The organism is Desulfocucumis palustris (assembly GCF_002933875.1).
GTDB lineage: Bacteria > Bacillota > Desulfotomaculia > Desulfotomaculales > Desulfocucumaceae > Desulfocucumis > Desulfocucumis palustris.
The window spans coordinates 39,900-58,586 of the sequence record NZ_BFAV01000179.1 but is presented as its reverse complement, the minus strand read 5'-3'; the positions used below and the strand labels follow the sequence as shown (position 1 = coordinate 58,586).

Below are 18,687 nucleotides of genomic sequence, written 5' to 3'. Positions count from 1 at the left end.
TTTTGTAACAATTTGTCTTTTGACCGGTTTACTCCACGCTTCTTGACAGTTAAACGCGCCGAATATAAAATAGGATAGATTGCCACGGGCATTCTTTAACTAAATACAGGAGGCTGGCTATGGCCAAGTTTATATTTGTGACAGGCGGAGTTGTATCATCTTTGGGCAAGGGCATAACTGCCGCTTCCCTGGGACGTTTGCTAAAAAGCCGAGGTTTAAAAGTTTCCATACAGAAATTGGACCCCTATATAAACGTGGACCCCGGGACCATGAGCCCCTACCAGCACGGGGAGGTTTTCGTGACGGATGACGGTGCTGAAACGGACCTGGATCTGGGCCACTACGAGCGTTTTATAGATATCAATCTCAGCAAGAGCAGCAATGTGACCACGGGCGGAATTTACGACTCCGTGATCAGCAAGGAGCGCCGGGGGGACTACCTGGGCGCCACGGTGCAGGTGATTCCCCATATCACCAATGAAATCAAGGACCGGATTCAGCGTGTGGCGCTGGAATCGGATACCGACGTGGTTATCACGGAAATAGGCGGCACCGTGGGCGACATTGAATCCCTTCCCTTTTTGGAGGCCATACGCCAGCTCAGGGCGGACCTGGGCAAGGGCAATGTTCTCTACATCCACGTAACACTGGTTCCCTACCTGAAAGTTGCCAACGAACTAAAAACCAAGCCCACCCAGCACAGTGTCAAGGAACTGCGCAGCATAGGCATCCAGCCGGATGTCATCGTCTGCCGTACGGAAAGGCGTTTCTCCAGGGAACTGGCGGAAAAGATAGCCCTTTTCTGTGACACCGACAAGGACGCGGTAATCCAGGCGGTGGACGCCTCATCCATTTACGAGGTGCCCCTGATGCTGGAGGAAGAGGGCATGGATAAAAAGGTGATAGACATGTTGGGGCTGCGGTGCCTGGAGCCGGACATGCAGGAATGGAAAGACATGGTGAGCCGGATGAAAAACCTCACCGGCACCGTGACCATAGGGCTGGTGGGTAAATACGTATCCCTTCCGGACGCTTATTTCAGCGTTTCCGAGGCGCTTCGCCACGCCGGGCTTGGTCACGGCTCGGCGGTTCAAATCCGCTGGATAAACTCCGAGGAACTGGAAAAGACCCCGGTGGAAGAATTTCTCCATGATGTGGACGGCGTACTGGTGCCGGGAGGTTTCGGCGACAGGGGCATAGAGGGCAAAATAAACGCCATTCATTACGCCAGGGAAAACAAAATCCCCTTCCTGGGGATATGCCTGGGCATGCAACTGGCGGTGGTTGAGTTTTCCCGGGTAATACTGGGCTGGAACGACGCCAATAGCTCCGAATTCAACCAGTCAACTTCCTATCCCGTAATAGACCTTCTGCCCGAGCAAAAGGAACTGGACAAAATGGGAGGAACCATGCGGCTGGGCCGGTACCCCTGCAGGCTTGAGCAGGGCACCCTGGCGTACAGGGCGTACGGCGCGGAGGAAATATATGAAAGGCACAGGCACCGTTACGAATTAAACAATGATTTCCGGGAGCGGCTGGCTGAAAAGGGTATGATCTTCAGCGGCACTTTCCCCGGCAGGCAGCTGGTGGAAGTAATTGAGCTGCCCAATCACCCCTGGTTTGTGGCCACCCAGTTCCACCCGGAATTCAAATCCAGGCCCAACCGCCCCCATCCCCTGTTCCGCGACTTCATCGGGGCGTCCATAGAGTATGGCAAAACAAAGGGATAAAACGTTATTGAGGACATTCCCATTCCCTCAACCTTATTTTCCCCGGCAGAGTTAAATTTTGCCGGGGTTTATGTTTTTTTTATATTTTATCAAGGTTTTTTCATGTCAACAGGGAACTAATACCGTTAGGAGCACCGGTGGAAATATTTTCAGCCGGCCGGGGAAGAGCCTGCTGAAAATTTGCACCTTATTTCCGGCTGCGCCGGGAAGGAAACAGCTTTTGGGATGACTCCCGGGAGCTGACTTGATGCATACTAACCTTGTTAAGGCAAATCCGGTCATGCTTTTTTAATTTTACTAAAGGGTGGTGCGCGGGTGAAAAGAAAGATTATCGGCGGGGCGGTACTGGGGCTGGCGTTGGTTTCCCTGCTTGTGGCCGCGGTGGTTAAATCCGGAGACGGCAGTGCTTTGAAGCCCCGGTCCTATTCCGGCGGTCATGAAGTGGTGGGTATTATTGATATAAGCGGCACCATTACGGGGGGCGGCTCCCAGGGTTTTTTGAGCGAGGGGATGGGGGCCGACCAGGTAATGATTCAACTGAGGCAGGCGGCGCAAGACCCGGCTGTTAAAGCGGTGGTGCTCCGGCTGAACAGTCCGGGGGGGAGCGTGGCGGCCACCCAGGAGATTACCACGGAGGTAAACCGGCTGAAAAAGAAGGGGAAAAAAGTGGTGGTCTCCATGGGTGACGTGGCGGCTTCCGGGGCGTATTGGATAGCTTCCTCAGCCGATGTCATCGTGGCCAACCCCGGCACCATAACCGGCAGCATCGGGGTGAGAATGGACAGCACCGATCTGAGGGGCCTTTACGACAAACTGGGGATTCAAAACCGCACCTTTAAAAGCGGTCCGTACAAGGATATGGGCTCCTCCGACCGGGAGATGACTCCCGAGGAAAAGAAGCTGTTCCAGGACATGGTGAATGATATGTACGTACAGTTTGTGAACATTGTTGCCGGGGGCAGGAAAATGAGCGCCGATGAGGTAAAAAAGCTGGCCGACGGCAGAATATTTACCGGCAGCCAGGCCAAGGACCTGGGGCTGGTGGACGAACTGGGCAACTTCTATGACGCCGTCCGCCTGGCGGGAGAAATGTCCGGGCTGGGACCGGACCCCGAAATTACCACCTTTGGCGCCAAAGGATTCTGGCGGGAGATTATGGGCGCCGCCAGGGGCGCCTCACCCGGCCTGGCCGTGCCGGCCATCAACGAAATACCGCCCGCCTTCTGGCTGGTGATGTAAAAATTTTGGAGGTTAAATGCCGTGGACGAGAATAAAAGAGAGCAGGAGTGGACGGGCGGGGAACCTGAAGGAACAGCCGGAGAAGAAGTTGTAAAGGCAACTGAAGAAAATGCGGAGAAATCCGATGATGCCCATATAGACGGGATTGCCCGTGAATACGGCCCAAATGAAGATAGCGGGGAAATTACGGCCCGGGAACCCGGGGAGAAGAATTTCTTCGAGATGATTTACGGGGTGCTTTTCGATCCGGTGGAAACCTTTCGCCGGGTGGCTGCCGCTCCGCCCCTGGGCAGGGTTCTGCTGGTATACGCTTTGGTCAGTGTGCTGGGAGCATTGATGGGATATTACTTCTCTTCAAGGGTGCTTCAGGCGGACATGTACCGCGGAGCGGGCATATTCTCCGGCGCCATGGGCACTATACTGCCCCTGATAATATTCGGCGGGCTGCTTGTTACCTTTGTAAAGTGGTTTGTCTACAGCGGGCTGCTGCATCTGGTGGCGGAACTCTTCGGCGGCAGCGGCCGGGCCGTGGGGGTGCTGGCTGTTACCGGCCTGGCGTCGCTTCCCGCTTTATTGTTCATCCCCTTTGAACTGCTGCTGCTCCTGGCGGCGGGGGAAGGACCAGCGGCCACCATAGTCAGCGGTTTGTTCAGCCTGGGGTCCGCGGTATGGGGTTTTGTGCTGGTGGTGCTGGGTATAAGGGAAGTACACGGCATTACCACAGGCAGGGCGCTGGCGGTTGCGCTAACTCCCGCCCTGGCTCTGATAGCTCTTTCAATACTCTTTATACTGGGGATTGTTCTGCTGGTTACAGCCATGGCGCCACTGATTGAAGGCAGCTTTTAAGGAATATCTCCCCAAGTAGTGATACGGTTTAATTTTATGGTATTTTATGGAGTTGAATTAGAGGAATTATAAAGCCTTTGTTGAAATGATTCTGGCAATAAACTTTTTTATATGGAACTGGGGGGTGGATCCCGTGGTGGCCGGGGGGTATAAATTGCTTGTGGTTGATGATCAGTCGGGGGTGCGAAGGCTTTTATACGAGACTTTTATTGATGAGGGCTATGAGGTTGACACGGCTTCAGGGGGAATTGAGGCGCTGAAAAAAATATCGGCCCAACCACCCGATTTGATTTTGCTGGATATAAAAATGCCGGTGATGAACGGTCTTGCTACCCTGAGGGAAATCAGGAAAGCTTTTCCCGAGCTGACGGTGGTTATGATGACGGCCTACGGTGAGCTTGACATGTTAAAAGATGCTAAAAGTCTTAATGCCAAGCACTATCTTATTAAACCCTTCGATCTTGATGAAGTCCGCTATCTTGTGAAAGGACTTTTAAAGGAGTCGGGCGAGGGGAAAAAACTTCAGGAGATAATCTAACTTTTCCGGCGGGGAGTCCCCCCAACTTTAGCCTTCCTTATCCGCGAAGGGAGGGGGGGTTCACACAAACGTTATTATCCCCTGATGAAAGGACTTTTAATATCCGCGGCGAATTATTTACCATAAGTGCCGGAGGACAACTTTAACAAATTTCTTCCAGCCGGACCGGGGAATGTTGAAAAAGTATATCAGAGCCGTTCAAAAACAGGCATGGCGCTTAAAGGAGAAGACGTACGGCAAAGCGTACCGGTGGTTTGCGGGAACCGGAGGGCGGCTTCTCGGGTAAAGTGCCGGGCGAAAGTTTTGGGAACGGACTCCCAGGAGGTGTGAAAATGCCTGTAAGTACCGTTACCGTACTGGCCATGCGCTGCCCGGAATGTGGCAGGATGGAATTTCATAAAATTTCTCGTTTTGCGGTGGTGAGGGATAACGCGTATAAGGTGTTCTGCGCCTGCGGAGCACTTAAAATGGTCATTCACGCCAGGAGTTACGCCAAGTACAACGTGACCATATCCTGCGTTTTTTGTGGGGGAAGTCACACCAGGGCTTTTTCCGGCAAACACCTTTGGTCCGGCAGGGTTATTGAGCTTTTGTGCGCCGATACCGGGCTGGGTTTGGCTCATATCGGCCAGGCGGACCTGGTTCGCAGGGCGGCGGCGGAAAAAGTCGACGGTCTGGATGACTTGATCAACGAATTCGGGGGAGACGGGTATTTTCACAACAGCACCGTTATGAACGATGTTTTGAAGTGCCTGCACGGCATAGCCGAAAAGGGAATGCTTTACTGCCAGTGCGGGGATCACCAGATTGGTGTGGAAATTTTCCCTGACCGGCTGGAATTGCACTGTAAAAACTGCGGTGGAGTTAATATTATATACGCCGAAACCGAAGAAGATTTAAACGTAATCAGGCAGGTGGACGAGATCGAGCTGGCAAAGAACGGCTTTGAATACCTGGACAGCTTGGCCAGCACCGGGAAAATAAAAAAGTCAAGACCCAAACACCATAATAAAACATAAACCTGCCCGCCTTGCGGCATAATACCGGCAGGCTTATGATAAACTGCGGACAAATATACATAAAATTGCGAAGGGAGGTATCCCGGTGGAGGTGCCCCTCAATCGTAACGGCAGTGCCGTGGGATATGACATTTGAGTAAAGACGTTAAAGGCCCGTAAATGGTTGAGTCCGTCACCAGGTCCCATGCGGGGCCGGCCCGGGCTTTTGTTTTTTTCCGGGTTGCCGGGTAATTTACAAATGACGTTTGTTCCGGTTGATTTCTTACTTAAAGAGGCCATGAAAGGCAATTATGCCGTGGGGGCCTTTAACTGCAACAACATGGAGATTGTGCAGGCCATTGTCAGAGCCGCCGAGGAGGAGAATGCCCCGGTAATTATGCAGGCCAGCCAGGGGGCCATTAAATATGCCGGAATAGGTTTTATCACCGCCATGGCCCGGGAAGCCGCCGCCAATGCGAAAGTTCCGGTGGCCCTGCACCTGGACCACGGCACCAGTTTCGACCAGGTGATGCAGTGCCTGCGCAATGGTTTCAGCGGGGTTATGATAGACGGCTCAAAACATCCCCTGGAAGAAAACATCGCCCTGACCCGCCAGGTTATTGCAGCCGCCCGCCCCATTGGGGTTTCGGTGGAGGCGGAACTGGGGAAAATAGGCGGGACGGAAGATGATATAACGGTTTCCGAACGGGAGGCCATGTTTACCGACCCTGCCGAGGCGAAATATTTTGTGGAGCAAACCGGGGTGGATTCTCTGGCCGTGGCCATCGGCACGGCCCACGGACAGTACAAGGGTGAGCCCAAACTGGACTTCGAGCGGCTTAAAAAAATCGTCTCCATGGTGGACATCCCCATCGTGCTGCACGGTTCCTCGGGAGTCCCCGGAGAGGCCGTCCAGGAGGCCATAGCCCTTGGAGTTCGCAAGGTGAATATAGACACCAACATACGGGAAGCCTTTGTGGCCGCTTGCCGCAAAGTGCTGGACACTGATTCCCGGGAAATAGACCCCAGGAAAGTTCTGGGTCCGGCCAGGGAAGCCGCGGTGGAGGTAATCAGGGAGAAAATCAGAATTTTCGGTAGCTCGGGCAAAGCATAGGAGGTGTTTGTTATTAAGATATTCATCGATACCGCCAACATCGAGGAGATTAAAGCCGCCTACGAACTGGGAGTCATCAGCGGGGTAACAACCAACCCATCCCTTATAGCCAAGGAAGGCCGGGATTTTGCACAGGTGGTGAAGGAAATCACCGCCATTGTGGACGGGCCGGTGAGCGCCGAGGCGGTTAGCGTCAACGCCCCGGAAATGATTAAAGAGGCCAGGCAGCTTGCGGCCATTCACCCCAACGTGGTGGTTAAATTGCCCATGACCGGGGAAGGGCTTAAAGCTGTAAAAACACTGTCCGCGGAAGGGATAAAAACCAATGTGACCCTTGTTTTCTCCGCCAATCAGGCCTTGCTGGCCGCGCTGGCCGGGGCCACCTATGTCAGCCCTTTTGTGGGGCGGCTGGATGATGTGGGCCAGGAGGGGATGGAGCTTGTCCAGGACATAATGACAATTTATGAAAACTACGGCTTTGCCACCGAGGTTATCGCAGCCAGCATCCGCAACCCCCTGCACGTGACCCAGGCCGCCCTTTACGGGGCCGATATCGCCACCATTCCTTACAGTGTCATTATGCAGATGCAAAAACATCCGTTAACAGATAAGGGAATTGAAAAATTCCTGGCCGACTGGGAAAAGGTGCCCAAATAAAACTGTGTTAAAAAACGCCGTCAGTCCGCTATTGCAGACACTTGACGGCGTTTTTTAATAAGAGTATACTTAAATAGCTTCAGGAGTATAATTTTTTAAAATTAAGCCACCTCATTAATTTCCTCGTAGCATCTGCAATATATTTTAATAGCCCCTTTTCCGGCTCCACACTAAATACAACTTTTAATCTTGGAGGAGACGGTGATTTCTCAATTAATTCAAAGGTTTCGGGAACATTATAACAAGGTGCTGGAACTACCCGGCTCACCGAAGAAGATTGCCGCGGGCGCTGCCATGGGCATAGCGCTGGATTTTTTGCCCGTGCCGGTGATTAGTATCCCTTTGTCCTTTATCCTGGCCAAGCTGTTGCGGATAAACGCGGTGGCGGCGGTGGTTACCGTGGTTCTGTTTAAAGTGGCGGTACCTTTTTTCTTCGCCTTTAATTACATGGTAGGCCGGCTGATAATCAATGACATATCGTCTTCGGCCACGCAGGCCCAATATCATCTGTCAGGGCTCGGGACCTGGATAGTCTGGGTCAAACATCTGGGATACCCCTTCCTGCTGGGTGCGGTGATTAATGCCGCGCTGGCCGGAACTGTGGCTTATTTTCTGGTGCACAACCTGCTAATGTGCCGCCGCAAGAGGAAAATTGCCCCGCTAAAGCTGCCCCGGCCCGGGAAAATCCGCTAGGAGGCCGTTGAAAAAGTCCATCTGCTGCGTTGCGGCTGCGGCCTCAATGCTCAACGTACTATGAGTACGTTTCCGCTTGAGGCCTTGCCGCGCCTTGCATCTGGAGCTTTTTGAACGGCCTCGGGCGGTAGTTTATCAACATGTTTATTGCTTTTTTAATGTGTTTTTCAATACTCTCTTAGGGGGGCCATTTCCAAAAACATTCTGCCCGGTTTTTACCTTCCGCGCAAACCCGGTTTTAACTCCCTTTTGGATGCTTTAAATCTATGTAATCCTTTCACATTTATCCCTTAATTTTTTGCTTTCAGAATTTTCGGCAGAAACCGGGACGTGAGCTGCCGGAACAACCCGTCAAATTTACACAAATTTAAAATCTCCCGGCAAAACTCATTAAAAATTACAAACACGAAATAAAATATTTTGAAAGGCAGGCTCAAAGAAGTTGGCGCAAAATGATCTGGAAAACAAAACACTGCAGGAATTGTATAAAATGGCCAGGGAGTTGGAGCTTACCGGTTATTCAAGGCTGCGCAAGAAAGAATTGATTTTTGAAATCAGCAAGGCAATGACCGAGAAAAACGGATTGCTGATGGCCAGTGGCATTCTGGAAATCCTTCCGGATGGTTACGGGTTTTTAAGGCCCTTTAGCTATTTGCCCAGCAATGATGATATATACGTTTCCGCCTCCCAGATAAGACGTTTTGACCTGAGGACCGGCGACCGGGTAACCGGCCAGGTGCGGGGGCCCAAGGATAACGAAAAATATTTCGCGCTCCTGAGGGTGGAGAGGGTTAACAACTTTAACCCGGAACAGTCCGGCGAGCGCCTGCACTTTGACGGACTTACCCCCTTGTACCCCCAGGAGCGGCTGCGCCTGGAGAGGGACCCGTCCAACTATTCCACCCGCCTTATCGACCTCATCGCGCCCATCGGCAAGGGGCAGCGGGGTCTGATTGTCTCCCCCCCAAAGGCCGGCAAAACGGTATTAATCAAAGAAATTGCCCACAGCATCACCCAAAACCACCCGGAGGTGCACCTGATGGTGCTGCTCATTGACGAGCGCCCGGAGGAAGTTACCGACATAGAGCGCTCCGTGGCCGGGGAAGTGGTCAGTTCCACCTTTGACGAGCCCCCGGAAAACCATGTCAAGGCCGCGGACATGGTGCTGGAAAGGGCCAAGCGGGTGGTGGAGCATAAAAGGGATGTGGTCATACTCATGGACAGCATAACCCGGCTGGCCCGGGCCCACAACCTGGTGGTGGCGCCCAGCGGCAGGACCCTGAGCGGTGGTGTGGACCCGGCCTCCCTGCACAGGCCCAAGAGATTCTTTGGGGCCGCCCGGAACGTGGAGGAGGGAGGAAGCCTGACGATTCTGGCCACCGCCCTTATTGAAACCGGCAGCCGCATGGATGACGTTATTTTCGAGGAGTTTAAGGGCACCGGCAACATGGAGCTGATACTGGACCGCAAACTGTCGGAACGCAGGATTTTCCCCGCCATAGATGTGGTTCGCTCGGGCACCCGGAAAGAGGAGCTGCTCCTGAGCAAGGAAGAACTGGATTGGATGTGGAACTACCGTAAAGTGGTTGCCGGAATGGCCCAGGCGGAGGCCATTGAAATGCTTTTGGAGCGCATGAGAAAAACCAAGACCAATGAAGAGCTGATGTCAAGCTTCCGGGCTCCCAGGCGGACCATTATCAACCCTTCCCCCAACCTGCCGGACCAGATAACCAGAAGATAATCCACATGTATAAAAAATAACTGAAAAGGAAATAATTTATATAAACGGCATCCTTAAGGGATGCCTGCTTTATTTTGCCTGCAGCCGTCGGGTAACCGGTGGCTGAGTGTTTTATCCCGCTAGCAGCCTGTGAGACCCCGTCCTTGAAGGCTGGGGATAAACAGGCTGTAAAGCTCAAAACACAAAATCAGGGGACGCGCCCTCACTTTAAAGGTTAGGGGACACACCACCATTTAAGGGTTAGGGGACATACTTCCATCTAAGGGTTAGGGGGACATACCTCCATCTAAAGGTCAGGGGACACACCTCCATCTGGAGCATAGTTTTAAGGGTCAGAGGAATGTTCCCAATGTATATAGTTTTAAGGGTCGGAGGAATGTCCCCAATGCATATGGTTTTAAGGGTTGGAGGAATGTCCCCAACGTGTATGGTTCTAAGGGCCGGAGGAATGTCCCCAACGTATATGGCTTTTCGGGCCGGGGGAATGTCCCCAAAGTATGCACCAGTGGTTCGAAAGTGGAATGCGCCCTTTCGGGCCAGGGCTTACTTATATGGAGAGGAAGGAAAATGTTTAACAGAAAAAAAGCGCTTTCAGTGATTATATTGGTGAGCCTGCTGGCTTTATCGCCGGTGCTGACCGCCGGGGCCGGCCCCGAAATCCGGTACATGGGGGACAAAACCGGGGATGCGTCCCCGGCCGGCGAAAGAAACGTATACACCGACGCCGGGGCTTCCGCGCCTTCGGAGCCTGCGATAGGTTTATATCCGGTTCGTTCCGGGGATACCCTGTCCTCCATAGCGGGAAGATTCGGGGTGGACATGCGGGAGGTAGCCCGGTTAAATCAGCTTGGCAGCAATGATTATATCATTGCGGGGCAATTGCTTAAAATACCCTGCGAGGTTGTCACATACAGGGTCAAGGCGGGGGAAACCCTCTGGTCCATAAGCGAAAAATGCAGGATACCCCTGTGGCGGCTGACCAGGGCAAACAACCTGTCGGACGAGAATTTTGTGGCCGAGGGTCAGGAGCTGATCATACCCGCCTTTGCCGGGACGAATTCCCACACAAGGATTGCCCGTTCCGGCTTCGTGGCTGAAAAGATGCCCTGGCCCGTGGTGGGCTGGATCAGTTCCCCTTTCGGCATGAGGGATGGAAGGCCCCACGAGGGCATCGACATAGCGGCGGACCAGGGGGCGCCCATCAGGGCGGCCAGGCCGGGCCGGGTGGTTAGCGCGGAGCCCATGGGCACATACGGACTTGCGGTGATCATTGACCATGGCAATGGTATGAGTACCCTGTACGCCCACGCCTCCGTTCTGCTGGTAAAATCAGGCGACTGGGTGGAAGAGGGTCAGACCGTGGCCCTGGTGGGCAGCACCGGCCGGTCCACCGGCCCTCACCTGCACCTGGAAATCCGTATAGACGGCCAGCCCATGGACCCCCTGCTGTTCCTGCAAACCCGCTACGCCTGAGTCAAGGGGACGGTTCTTCTGACTCACTTGAATAAATTTTGCGCATTTGGTTTTTGCGTAAACATTGTTAAGGCTCAACAGGCAGTGAATATCCGCCGGTTGAGCCTTTTCCGCGCAAAACTTCCGATTGTCCCCTTTAATAACCGTCCCCTGACTCATCGAAGAACCGTCGAAGGAACGGTATAAGAAAAAAGGGGCCATATAAGCGCCGGCTGGCGGTAGCGCGGTCTATGGCCCTCCTAAAGCGTACACCCCAAGGTTAGCAATATAAAAGCCGATTGTCTATATTTATTGTCTAAATGTAGCAAAATCGCGCCTGATTTTGATTTTAGGTGCCAGGCACTTAACTTATTTGAAAGGCCAGTCAAAAGGATCGTCCCTGCGACTCATTTGAAGGGTGAGTCAAGAGAACCGTCCCCTTGACTCACTTGACTTGCTGAGGCTGTTGACAATATTTTGTCGGCGGCCTATTATATTTTTGCGTTTAATATTAATAATTCGAGGTTTATTATGTATCGTATGATTTATGCCGACTCCCGGGGATGTTTCTACGATCACCCCGGTTTACTGGCCCTGGGCCGTACCGGGGACATGTTCGTGGAGCCGGAGGATGGCGACATGGAGGAACTGCCGGAGGGGGCCACTCTGGTTATGATACCCGGCGGCCACCCGGCAGGGATGGATAGAAAGGGTAAATTTGTCCTAATGGAAAGGGACCGTTCCGGTGACCCTGTCTTTGCCGTGGGGGCGCTCCTGCCCCAGGGCTATACCCGCACCTTGCTGCCGGCATACCGCCGCAAAGGGTCGGATAAACCTCTTCCTTTATTTGGGTACGCGGCGGTGGCCTGGCGGCGGGGGAAGCCATATGTGGCGGCTCTCCGCACCGACGACCCGTACCGCTGGAACCCCAGGCATTACAATACTGCCCGGCTGCCGGAGCTGATCCGGGAAAAGCAAAAAGAGCACCCGGAAAACCGCATACTGAAACAGCTTGCCCATTGCTCCCTGGAGTACGGCTGCTTTACCGCCCAGAACATATTTTACCGGCGCTGGGAGGGGGGCGTCCCGGTTTCACCCACCTGCAACGCCCGCTGTATTGGCTGCATATCCCTGCAGCCCTCCCAGTGCTGCCCGTCGCCCCAGTCCAGGATAACTTTCAGCCCCACCCCCGGGGAGGTGGCGGATATAGCGGTACCCCACCTGTCCGGGACAAGGGACGCTATCATCAGTTTCGGACAGGGCTGCGAGGGTGAACCGTCACTGGCCCGGGAAACTGTTGTCGCAGCCATACAGCGGGTCAGAAGAGAGGTTTCCGCCGGCACCATCAACATGAACACCAACGCGGGGTATACGGAGGGAATCAGGGAAGCATGCCGGGCGGGGCTGGATTCCATCCGGGTAAGCATAATAAGCGGCCGGCAGGAGGTCTACAATGCCTATTACCGGCCCGGGGGGTACGTGCTGGACGATGTTTTTAATTCCATCGCCGCCGCCCGCTCCGCCGGGGTCCTGGTGTCGTTGAACCTGCTCCTCTTCCCCGGTCTCACCGACAGGGAGGAAGAAATGGACGCCCTGGAGACCATTATTCGCAAATACAATATAAATATGGTCCAGCTCAGAAATCTGAATATAGACCCCGATATGCTAACCGGCCTGATGCCCCCTGCAAAGGGAGAAATAATGGGCGTTCCGGAATTAATAAAGAGGTTCGGGCAAATTCCCGGACTTAAAGTGGGCAATTTTACCCACCCCGCGTCCCGTACCGATTAAGCTGTCGCAAAATGGGGATGTGCTTTTATCAAATTTCTTGCGGCAATGGAAACTCTATGCTATAATTATACGGTGTTATAACTGGCAGATATCACTGCTCCGGCGGTGAATCATATTGAATTCAAAATTATATCCCTTACATGAAAGAGGTGATCCCCGTGAAAGAAGGTATCCATCCCAAAGTTAACACGGCCAAGGTGAGCTGCGTATGCGGCGCAACCTTTGAAGCGCTTTCCACCAAAAAAGAACTAAAAGTAGAAATTTGCTCCAAATGCCACCCGTTCTACACCGGCTCCCAGAGAACGGTGGAGGTGGGCGGAAGGGCCGACCGCTTCCGCAAGAAATACGGCTTAAAATAAGGCAGTTAGCAGAGCTGGGGCTCTGCTATTTGTTTAATAAGGGGTTTTACAGTCATGTCAGAATTTCAATATGGCGGGCAGGCGGTTATTGAGGGCGTAATGATGCGCGGGCCGGCCACCCGGGCGGTGGCTGTGCGGCGTCCCGAAGGCGACATTGCCCTGGATGAAAAACCGGTGGGCTCTATAACCCAGCGCTATCCCTTTTTAAAATTGCCTTTAATCCGCGGGGTTGTGGCCCTGGTGGAATCTCTTGTTGTCGGCTTGGAGGCGCTTAGCTATTCCGCCAGCCAGGCCATGGGCGAGGAAGAGGAACTAAGCAAAACGGAAATAGTTCTTACCATGCTTTTCGCCTTCGGGCTGGCTATTGTGCTTTTCGTGGTGCTGCCCACCGGTGCGGCTCATCTAATGCAATCCTTTGTGAAGGGCAGCATTGCCCAAAACCTGGTGGAGGGTGTCATTCGCCTGCTGCTGTTTGTGGGTTATGTGGCGGTTATCGGCAGGCTGGCTGACATACGCAGGGTTTTTCAGTATCACGGGGCCGAGCACAAGGTAATTAACGCCTATGAAGCGGGGGAAGAGCTCACCGCGCCGGGCGTTCAGAAATACCCCACCTTTCACCCCAGGTGCGGCACCAGCTTCATTTTAATCGTACTGGTAATGAGTATATTCTTGTTTTCCTTGCTGGGTCATCAGGGCTTATTCTGGCGCATTGCCTCCAGGGTGATTTTGCTGCCGGTTCTGGCCGGGGTTTCTTATGAATTGCTGAAGTTGTCCGCCAGGTACGCGGACAACCTGCTCTGCCGTATAATGATTTCACCGGGGCGCTGGCTGCAGGGGCTTACCACCGGGGAACCGGACGACAGCCAGGTGGAGGTGGCCATAACCGCGTTTAACGCCGTGCGCAAGGAGAGCGAGGAAGACTACAATGTTAGATAAACTGGCCAGTATTGAGGAACGGTACCAGGAACTTGAAAAAATAATTGCGGACCCCGAGGTCATATCCGACCACGGCCGCTGGCAGCAGTACGTCAAAAGCCATTCTGATCTGTCCGAAGTGGTGGGAGTATACAGGGAATATAAAAATATACTGGGCGGTATCCGGGACGCCAGGGAAATGCTGGGGGAAAAGCCGGACCCGGAATTAAAGGAACTGCTGGATACAGAGCTGGAGGAACTGGCTGAAAAGAAAGAGGCCATGGAAACCAGGCTTAAAGTTCTTCTGCTGCCCAGGGACCCCAACGATGAAAAAAGCGTTCTGGTGGAGATAAGGGCCGGCACCGGCGGGGAGGAAGCAGCCCTGTTCGCCGCGGACCTTTTCAGGATGTACACCCGCTATGCCGAGCGGCAGAACTGGAAAACGGACATTATGAATACCAACTACACCGACATAGGCGGTTTCAAGGAAGTGGTATTCATGGTGGAGGGCAGGGGGGCGTACAGCCGCCTGAAGTTTGAAAGCGGCACCCACCGGGTGCAGAGGGTTCCCAGCACGGAGTCCGGCGGGCGCATTCATACTTCCGCCTCCACCGTGGCGGTGCTGCCCGAGGCGGAGGAAGTGGAGGTGGACATCAACCCCAACGATATACGAATCGATCTTTTTTGTTCCACCGGGCCGGGAGGCCAGTCCGTGAACACCACCCAGTCCGCCGTGAGGCTGACTCACATTCCCACGTGCATAGTGGTGTCCTGCCAGGATGAAAAGAGCCAGCATAAAAACAAGGACAAGGCCATGCGGGTTTTAAGAGCCAGGATTCTGGACAAATTACAGGAGGAGCAAAGGCAAAAAATTGCCAGTGAGCGCAAATCCCAGGTGGGCAGCGGCGACCGTAGCGAACGCATCCGCACCTACAATTTCCCCCAGAACAGGGTTACCGATCACCGTATAGGACTTACCTCCCACCGGCTCCCGGAGATATTGATGGGCTCCCTGGATGAAATCATCGACGCCCTGATCACCTCGGACCAGGCGGAGAGGCTTAAGAGTATAGAGCAATAATATTGACATATGTCGCGGGGGACGGGTCTGAGGCCCGTCCCCCGTTTAATTTTAATTAAAACAATTATATTGATAATGCTAACATCGTATGATACGGTAAAACTAAGTAAGGGAAGTAGGCTGAGTAAGACGGAAAGGGAGGGCGCTTATTATAATGGAAACCAGAATATCTTCCAAAGGTCAAATAACATTGCCCGTTGAAGTGCGGAAAAAGCTTGGGATAAAGACCGGCGATATATTAAGAGTCAGTGTTGATGAAGAAGGCGCCATCATTATAAGCGCCGAAAAGAAAAATGAAAATAAGTGTAATCCCCTTGAAGTGCTGAGCCAAACCGCGGGCGCCTGGAAGGATATGGAGGAAAGCGGAGAGGAATTTGTGCACCGTTTAAGGAACGAGGATGCCAAGAGACTGAAGGTGTTGGGAATTGAGTGATATATTGCTGGATACAAGTATCCTAATTGAGCACCTTCGTCAATATAACCCTTAATCTGCCTGAACAATAGGAGTGAACGGTTACGCAATTAAAGGAAGCGCTTAACAGGGCGGCCTTAATGTTAAAAGAAAAGGGAATGGACTCCCCCCGCCTGGACGCGGAGGTGCTGCTGGCCCACTGCCTGGGAATGGAGCGGGTGGGCCTTTATGTCAACAGCTATAAGGACTTGAACCCGGAAGCCGGTCAAAGGTATTTTTCCCTGGTGGAACGCAGGGGGCGGGGTGAGCCGGTGGCCTATATCACCGGCGTGAAGGAATTCATGGGGCTTGATTTTACCGTAACCCCCGATGTTCTGATACCCCGGCCGGAAACGGAGTTGCTGGTGGAGGCTGCCTTGGCCGCAATTGCGACAAGGGGACGGTTCTCCGTGTCGCATTTTTCCGGGAGCCGGGGAGAATTATTTCCCTCCCGTACATCCTTTGCTAATTGCGACAGAGAACCGTCCCCCTGTCGCATAGTGGACGTTGGCACGGGCAGCGGAGCCATAGCCGTAAGCCTGGCCGGCCGGCTGCCCGGGGCAAAAGTTTATGCCCTGGATATATCCCTGGAAGCCCTTTCCGTGGCCCGGGTTAACGCCCAAAGACACGGTGTGGCGGACAGGATAGTTTTTCTATGCGGGGATTTGCTTGGGCCGTTGCCCGGGGAAATCAGAGGGGCTGTGGATTTAATAGCCGCCAACCTTCCCTACGTGCCGTCCGGAGAAATACCCGGGCTCATGCCCGACGTAGGCCTGTACGAGCCGCATACCGCCCTGGACGGGGGACACGACGGGCTGGATTTCTACCGCCGGCTTATTCCCATGGCAGAAAGCTTTCTTCGTCCCGGGGGAACGCTGCTCATGGAGATAGCTCCCGGCCAGGGGGAAAAGTTAACTCAAACGGTGTTGCCGGGGGACGGTTCAGCCTGTGGCAATGGCGGCAAGGGCCCCTGGGAACTGTCGCCCTGCCGCACCCGGCAGGCCGGGATTTTGCTCGACCTGGCCGGCCGGGAAAGGCTTGTGGCCGCCAGTTTTGGCTAAATATTTTTCACGCCGTTCAGCACCGTAAAAAATCCTATGGTCATAATCAGGCAGGCGCTGGCCAGGGTCAGCCCCCTGCCCGTGCCGTCCCCGGGCAGTTTTTTCAGCAGGGAAGACGCCTTCACAAACACCAGGCCCACCGTCACCAGCGCTGCGGCGCCCCCTATGCCGAAGGCCAGCACCAGCCAGATGCCCTTGGCTATTTTTCCCGCGCTCAGTGACATTAGCAGAACCGCCAGCGCCCCGGGGCAGGGCATCAATCCGTTGCTGATTCCCACCAGCAGCGCGCTGGCCCTGGAAGAACCGGGCCGCAAGGTATTGCCATGATGGCAGCAGCCGCAGGGGGCCTTCTTCCGGAGCCTGCCCAGCATGCCAAAACCAATTATCACAATGAGAATTCCGGAAAACATTTTTAAATAGCCCTCGAACCGCTCCCCCGGAACCCCGTTTCCGGTGGAAACCGCCCCAACAACGTTGTCCAGCAGGAAGGCCAGGGTGATAACCACCAGGGTGTGGGTGGCAGCCGAGGCTATGCCCAGGGTCAGGGCATCCGAAATCCGTGAGCCTGAAACGGCCAGATAGGCTCCCATAACACTCTTTCCGTGTCCCGGCTCCAGGGCGTGCAGCGCTCCCAGACCCAGAGCCGATATCATTCCCCAGAATAAATCCACCGGAACACCCCCGGAAATAATAATTGCTTACAAGCTATGGTTATTCCCTCCCTTAATAAAAAATACTAAAAAAACGGCGCTATATTGTTGCCCGGGGGAAACCCGATATTTTAAAACCGGGCACGTTGTGTTAAACTACCCAACAGGAAAAGCATGGGGTAGTAATTTATGGAAAAGAATATACAAACAAAATATTGGGTTGTTGACGGTAAAGAACCCGATCCCGGGATTATTCGCCAGGCCGGTGAAATTATCCGAAACGGCGGCCTGGTGGCGTTTCCCACGGAAACCGTATACGGTCTGGGGGCCAGCGCCCTGGACGACAACGCCGTTGAAGGAATATTCAGGGCCAAGGGCAGGCCCCAGGACAATCCCCTGATAGTTCACGTGGCGGACATGGACAGGGTTTGGGAGCTTGTTTCCGGGGTTCCGGCCCGGGCCGCCGGGCTGATGGAAAAATTCTGGCCGGGCCCCCTGACGGTTATACTAAGGGACGGAGGGGTGGCGGCCAAAAAGGTTACCGCCGGGCTGGACACGCTGGCCCTGCGCATGCCGGATCATCCTGTGGCCCTGGCGCTGATCCGGGCTGCCGGTGTTCCGGTGGCCGCGCCCAGTGCCAACCTTTCCGGGCGCCCCAGCCCTACCACCGCGGAGCATGTCAGAAATGACCTTTCCGGGCGCCTTGACGCCATATTGGACGGCGGCCCGGCAGGGCTGGGAGTTGAATCCACGGTTGTTGATTTATCCGGGGAGACACCTGTATTGCTGCGACCCGGGGGAATCACCCCCGGGCAGATTGAGTCCGTTACCGGCAGAATACTGCTGGACCCGTCCCTGGAGCCGGGTGCCGTCATCCCGGGAAAACCGCGTTCTCCCGGGATGAAATACCGTCACTACGCTCCCGCCGCTCCTCTGGTGTTGGTGGAGGGCACACCGTCCCGGGTGACGGGGATAGTCAGGCAAATGTTGGAGGAAAACCTGCTCCGGGGCAAACGGGTAGGCGTCCTCTGCCGGGAGGAAAATGCCGGCCTGTACCCCGGGGCCGCCGTGGTCGGCGCCGGCGCCGGGGGCGAGCCCGGGGAAACAGCTTCTAAACTGTATGCGGCCCTCCGCCGCCTGGACCAACTGGGAGTGGATTTAATTCTGGCCGAGGGTGTCGAGCCCCGGGGGGTCGGGCTGGCCGTTGCCAACCGATTGCGCCGGGCCGCGGGAAAAATAATTAATACAGGACAGCTTCACGAATAGATATATAATGGGGACATTCCTTCGTGAGGTTGTAAATAAGCAGGGGATAGCTACCGGCCAAAGAAGGCGTATCCCCTGAACTTAAGGTGATAGCCGAAGAAGGTG

The 18,687-nt window shown here is 54.2% G+C and carries 17 protein-coding genes and 1 pseudogene; 17 read left to right on the top strand and 1 reads right to left on the bottom strand.

The genetic code is table 11. The annotated features are described in order from the left end of the window. Positions 1 to 119: 119 nt before the first annotated feature. The 16 genes and pseudogenes from pyrG to prmC all read left to right on the top strand — a co-directional run. Positions 120 to 1,730, top strand: a complete 1,611-nt coding sequence (pyrG, locus tag DCCM_RS17710) for a CTP synthase (protein ID WP_104373715.1) — start codon at positions 120 to 122, stop codon at positions 1,728 to 1,730. Positions 1,731 to 2,045: 315 nt separating this feature from the next. Next, positions 2,046 to 2,969, top strand: a complete 924-nt coding sequence (gene sppA, locus DCCM_RS17705) for a signal peptide peptidase SppA (protein WP_231702843.1) — start codon at positions 2,046 to 2,048, stop codon at positions 2,967 to 2,969. Positions 2,970 to 2,990: 21 nt separating this feature from the next. After that, positions 2,991 to 3,815: a YIP1 family protein gene (locus tag DCCM_RS17700; protein WP_104373714.1), complete on the top strand. Its 825-nt coding sequence runs from the start codon at positions 2,991 to 2,993 to the stop codon at positions 3,813 to 3,815. Positions 3,816 to 3,900: 85 nt separating this feature from the next. Then, a complete protein-coding gene (locus DCCM_RS17695; protein ID WP_104373713.1) occupies positions 3,901 to 4,353 on the top strand; it encodes a response regulator in 453 nt (150 codons plus the stop codon). Between the two features lie 332 nt (positions 4,354 to 4,685). Continuing rightward, positions 4,686 to 5,372: a hypothetical protein gene (locus DCCM_RS17685; RefSeq protein WP_104373711.1), complete on the top strand. Its 687-nt coding sequence runs from the start codon at positions 4,686 to 4,688 to the stop codon at positions 5,370 to 5,372. A gap of 238 nt (positions 5,373 to 5,610) precedes the next feature. Continuing rightward, positions 5,611 to 6,465 carry a class II fructose-1,6-bisphosphate aldolase gene (locus tag DCCM_RS17680; RefSeq protein WP_104373757.1) on the top strand — a complete coding sequence of 285 codons (855 nt, stop codon included), beginning with the start codon at positions 5,611 to 5,613 and terminating at the stop codon, positions 6,463 to 6,465. Between the two features lie 12 nt (positions 6,466 to 6,477). Continuing rightward, entirely contained in the window at positions 6,478 to 7,122 is a 645-nt protein-coding gene (gene fsa, locus DCCM_RS17675; RefSeq protein ID WP_104373756.1) for a fructose-6-phosphate aldolase, read from the top strand. Positions 7,123 to 7,323: 201 nt separating this feature from the next. Further along, on the top strand, positions 7,324 to 7,815 hold the full coding sequence (locus tag DCCM_RS17670) for a DUF2062 domain-containing protein (protein WP_231702842.1): 492 nt from the start codon (positions 7,324 to 7,326) through the stop codon (positions 7,813 to 7,815). 490 nt (positions 7,816 to 8,305) lie between these two features. Then, on the top strand, positions 8,306 to 9,556 hold the full coding sequence (gene rho / locus DCCM_RS17665; RefSeq protein WP_373855531.1) for a transcription termination factor Rho: 1,251 nt from the start codon (positions 8,306 to 8,308) through the stop codon (positions 9,554 to 9,556). Positions 9,557 to 10,123: 567 nt separating this feature from the next. Beyond that, positions 10,124 to 11,029 (top strand): peptidoglycan DD-metalloendopeptidase family protein, encoded by a 906-nt coding sequence (locus tag DCCM_RS17660; RefSeq protein ID WP_128739186.1) that lies wholly within the window; start codon positions 10,124 to 10,126, stop codon positions 11,027 to 11,029. Between the two features lie 510 nt (positions 11,030 to 11,539). Further along, on the top strand, positions 11,540 to 12,799 hold the full coding sequence (locus DCCM_RS17655; RefSeq protein ID WP_104373755.1) for a radical SAM family protein: 1,260 nt from the start codon (positions 11,540 to 11,542) through the stop codon (positions 12,797 to 12,799). A 158-nt stretch (positions 12,800 to 12,957) separates the two neighbouring features. Beyond that, on the top strand, positions 12,958 to 13,158 hold the full coding sequence (gene rpmE, locus DCCM_RS17650; protein ID WP_104373707.1) for a 50S ribosomal protein L31: 201 nt from the start codon (positions 12,958 to 12,960) through the stop codon (positions 13,156 to 13,158). 54 nt (positions 13,159 to 13,212) lie between these two features. Next, entirely contained in the window at positions 13,213 to 14,094 is an 882-nt protein-coding gene (locus tag DCCM_RS17645; RefSeq protein WP_104373706.1) for a DUF1385 domain-containing protein, read from the top strand. Beyond that, entirely contained in the window at positions 14,084 to 15,154 is a 1,071-nt protein-coding gene (gene prfA / locus DCCM_RS17640; RefSeq protein WP_104373705.1) for a peptide chain release factor 1, read from the top strand. The genes DCCM_RS17645 and prfA overlap by 11 nt, the downstream gene beginning before the upstream one ends. 154 nt (positions 15,155 to 15,308) lie before the next feature. Then, the gene (locus DCCM_RS17635; protein ID WP_104373704.1) at positions 15,309 to 15,587 is read left to right on the top strand and encodes an AbrB/MazE/SpoVT family DNA-binding domain-containing protein; all 279 of its coding nucleotides are present in this window, start codon (positions 15,309 to 15,311) and stop codon (positions 15,585 to 15,587) included. Between the two features lie 107 nt (positions 15,588 to 15,694). Beyond that, positions 15,695 to 16,666, top strand: a pseudogene (gene prmC, locus DCCM_RS17630) (peptide chain release factor N(5)-glutamine methyltransferase); the annotation flags it as partial. Here prmC and DCCM_RS17625 read toward each other — a convergent pair. Further along, positions 16,663 to 17,337 (bottom strand): HoxN/HupN/NixA family nickel/cobalt transporter, encoded by a 675-nt coding sequence (locus DCCM_RS17625; RefSeq protein WP_231702841.1) that lies wholly within the window; start codon positions 17,335 to 17,337, stop codon positions 16,663 to 16,665. The pseudogene prmC and the gene DCCM_RS17625 overlap by 4 nt on opposite strands. A gap of 168 nt (positions 17,338 to 17,505) precedes the next feature. On the opposite strand from DCCM_RS17625, the gene DCCM_RS17620 reads away from it, so the two are divergent. After that, on the top strand, positions 17,506 to 18,582 hold the full coding sequence (locus DCCM_RS17620) for an L-threonylcarbamoyladenylate synthase (protein ID WP_104373703.1): 1,077 nt from the start codon (positions 17,506 to 17,508) through the stop codon (positions 18,580 to 18,582). The last annotated feature ends 105 nt before the right edge of the window (positions 18,583 to 18,687 follow it).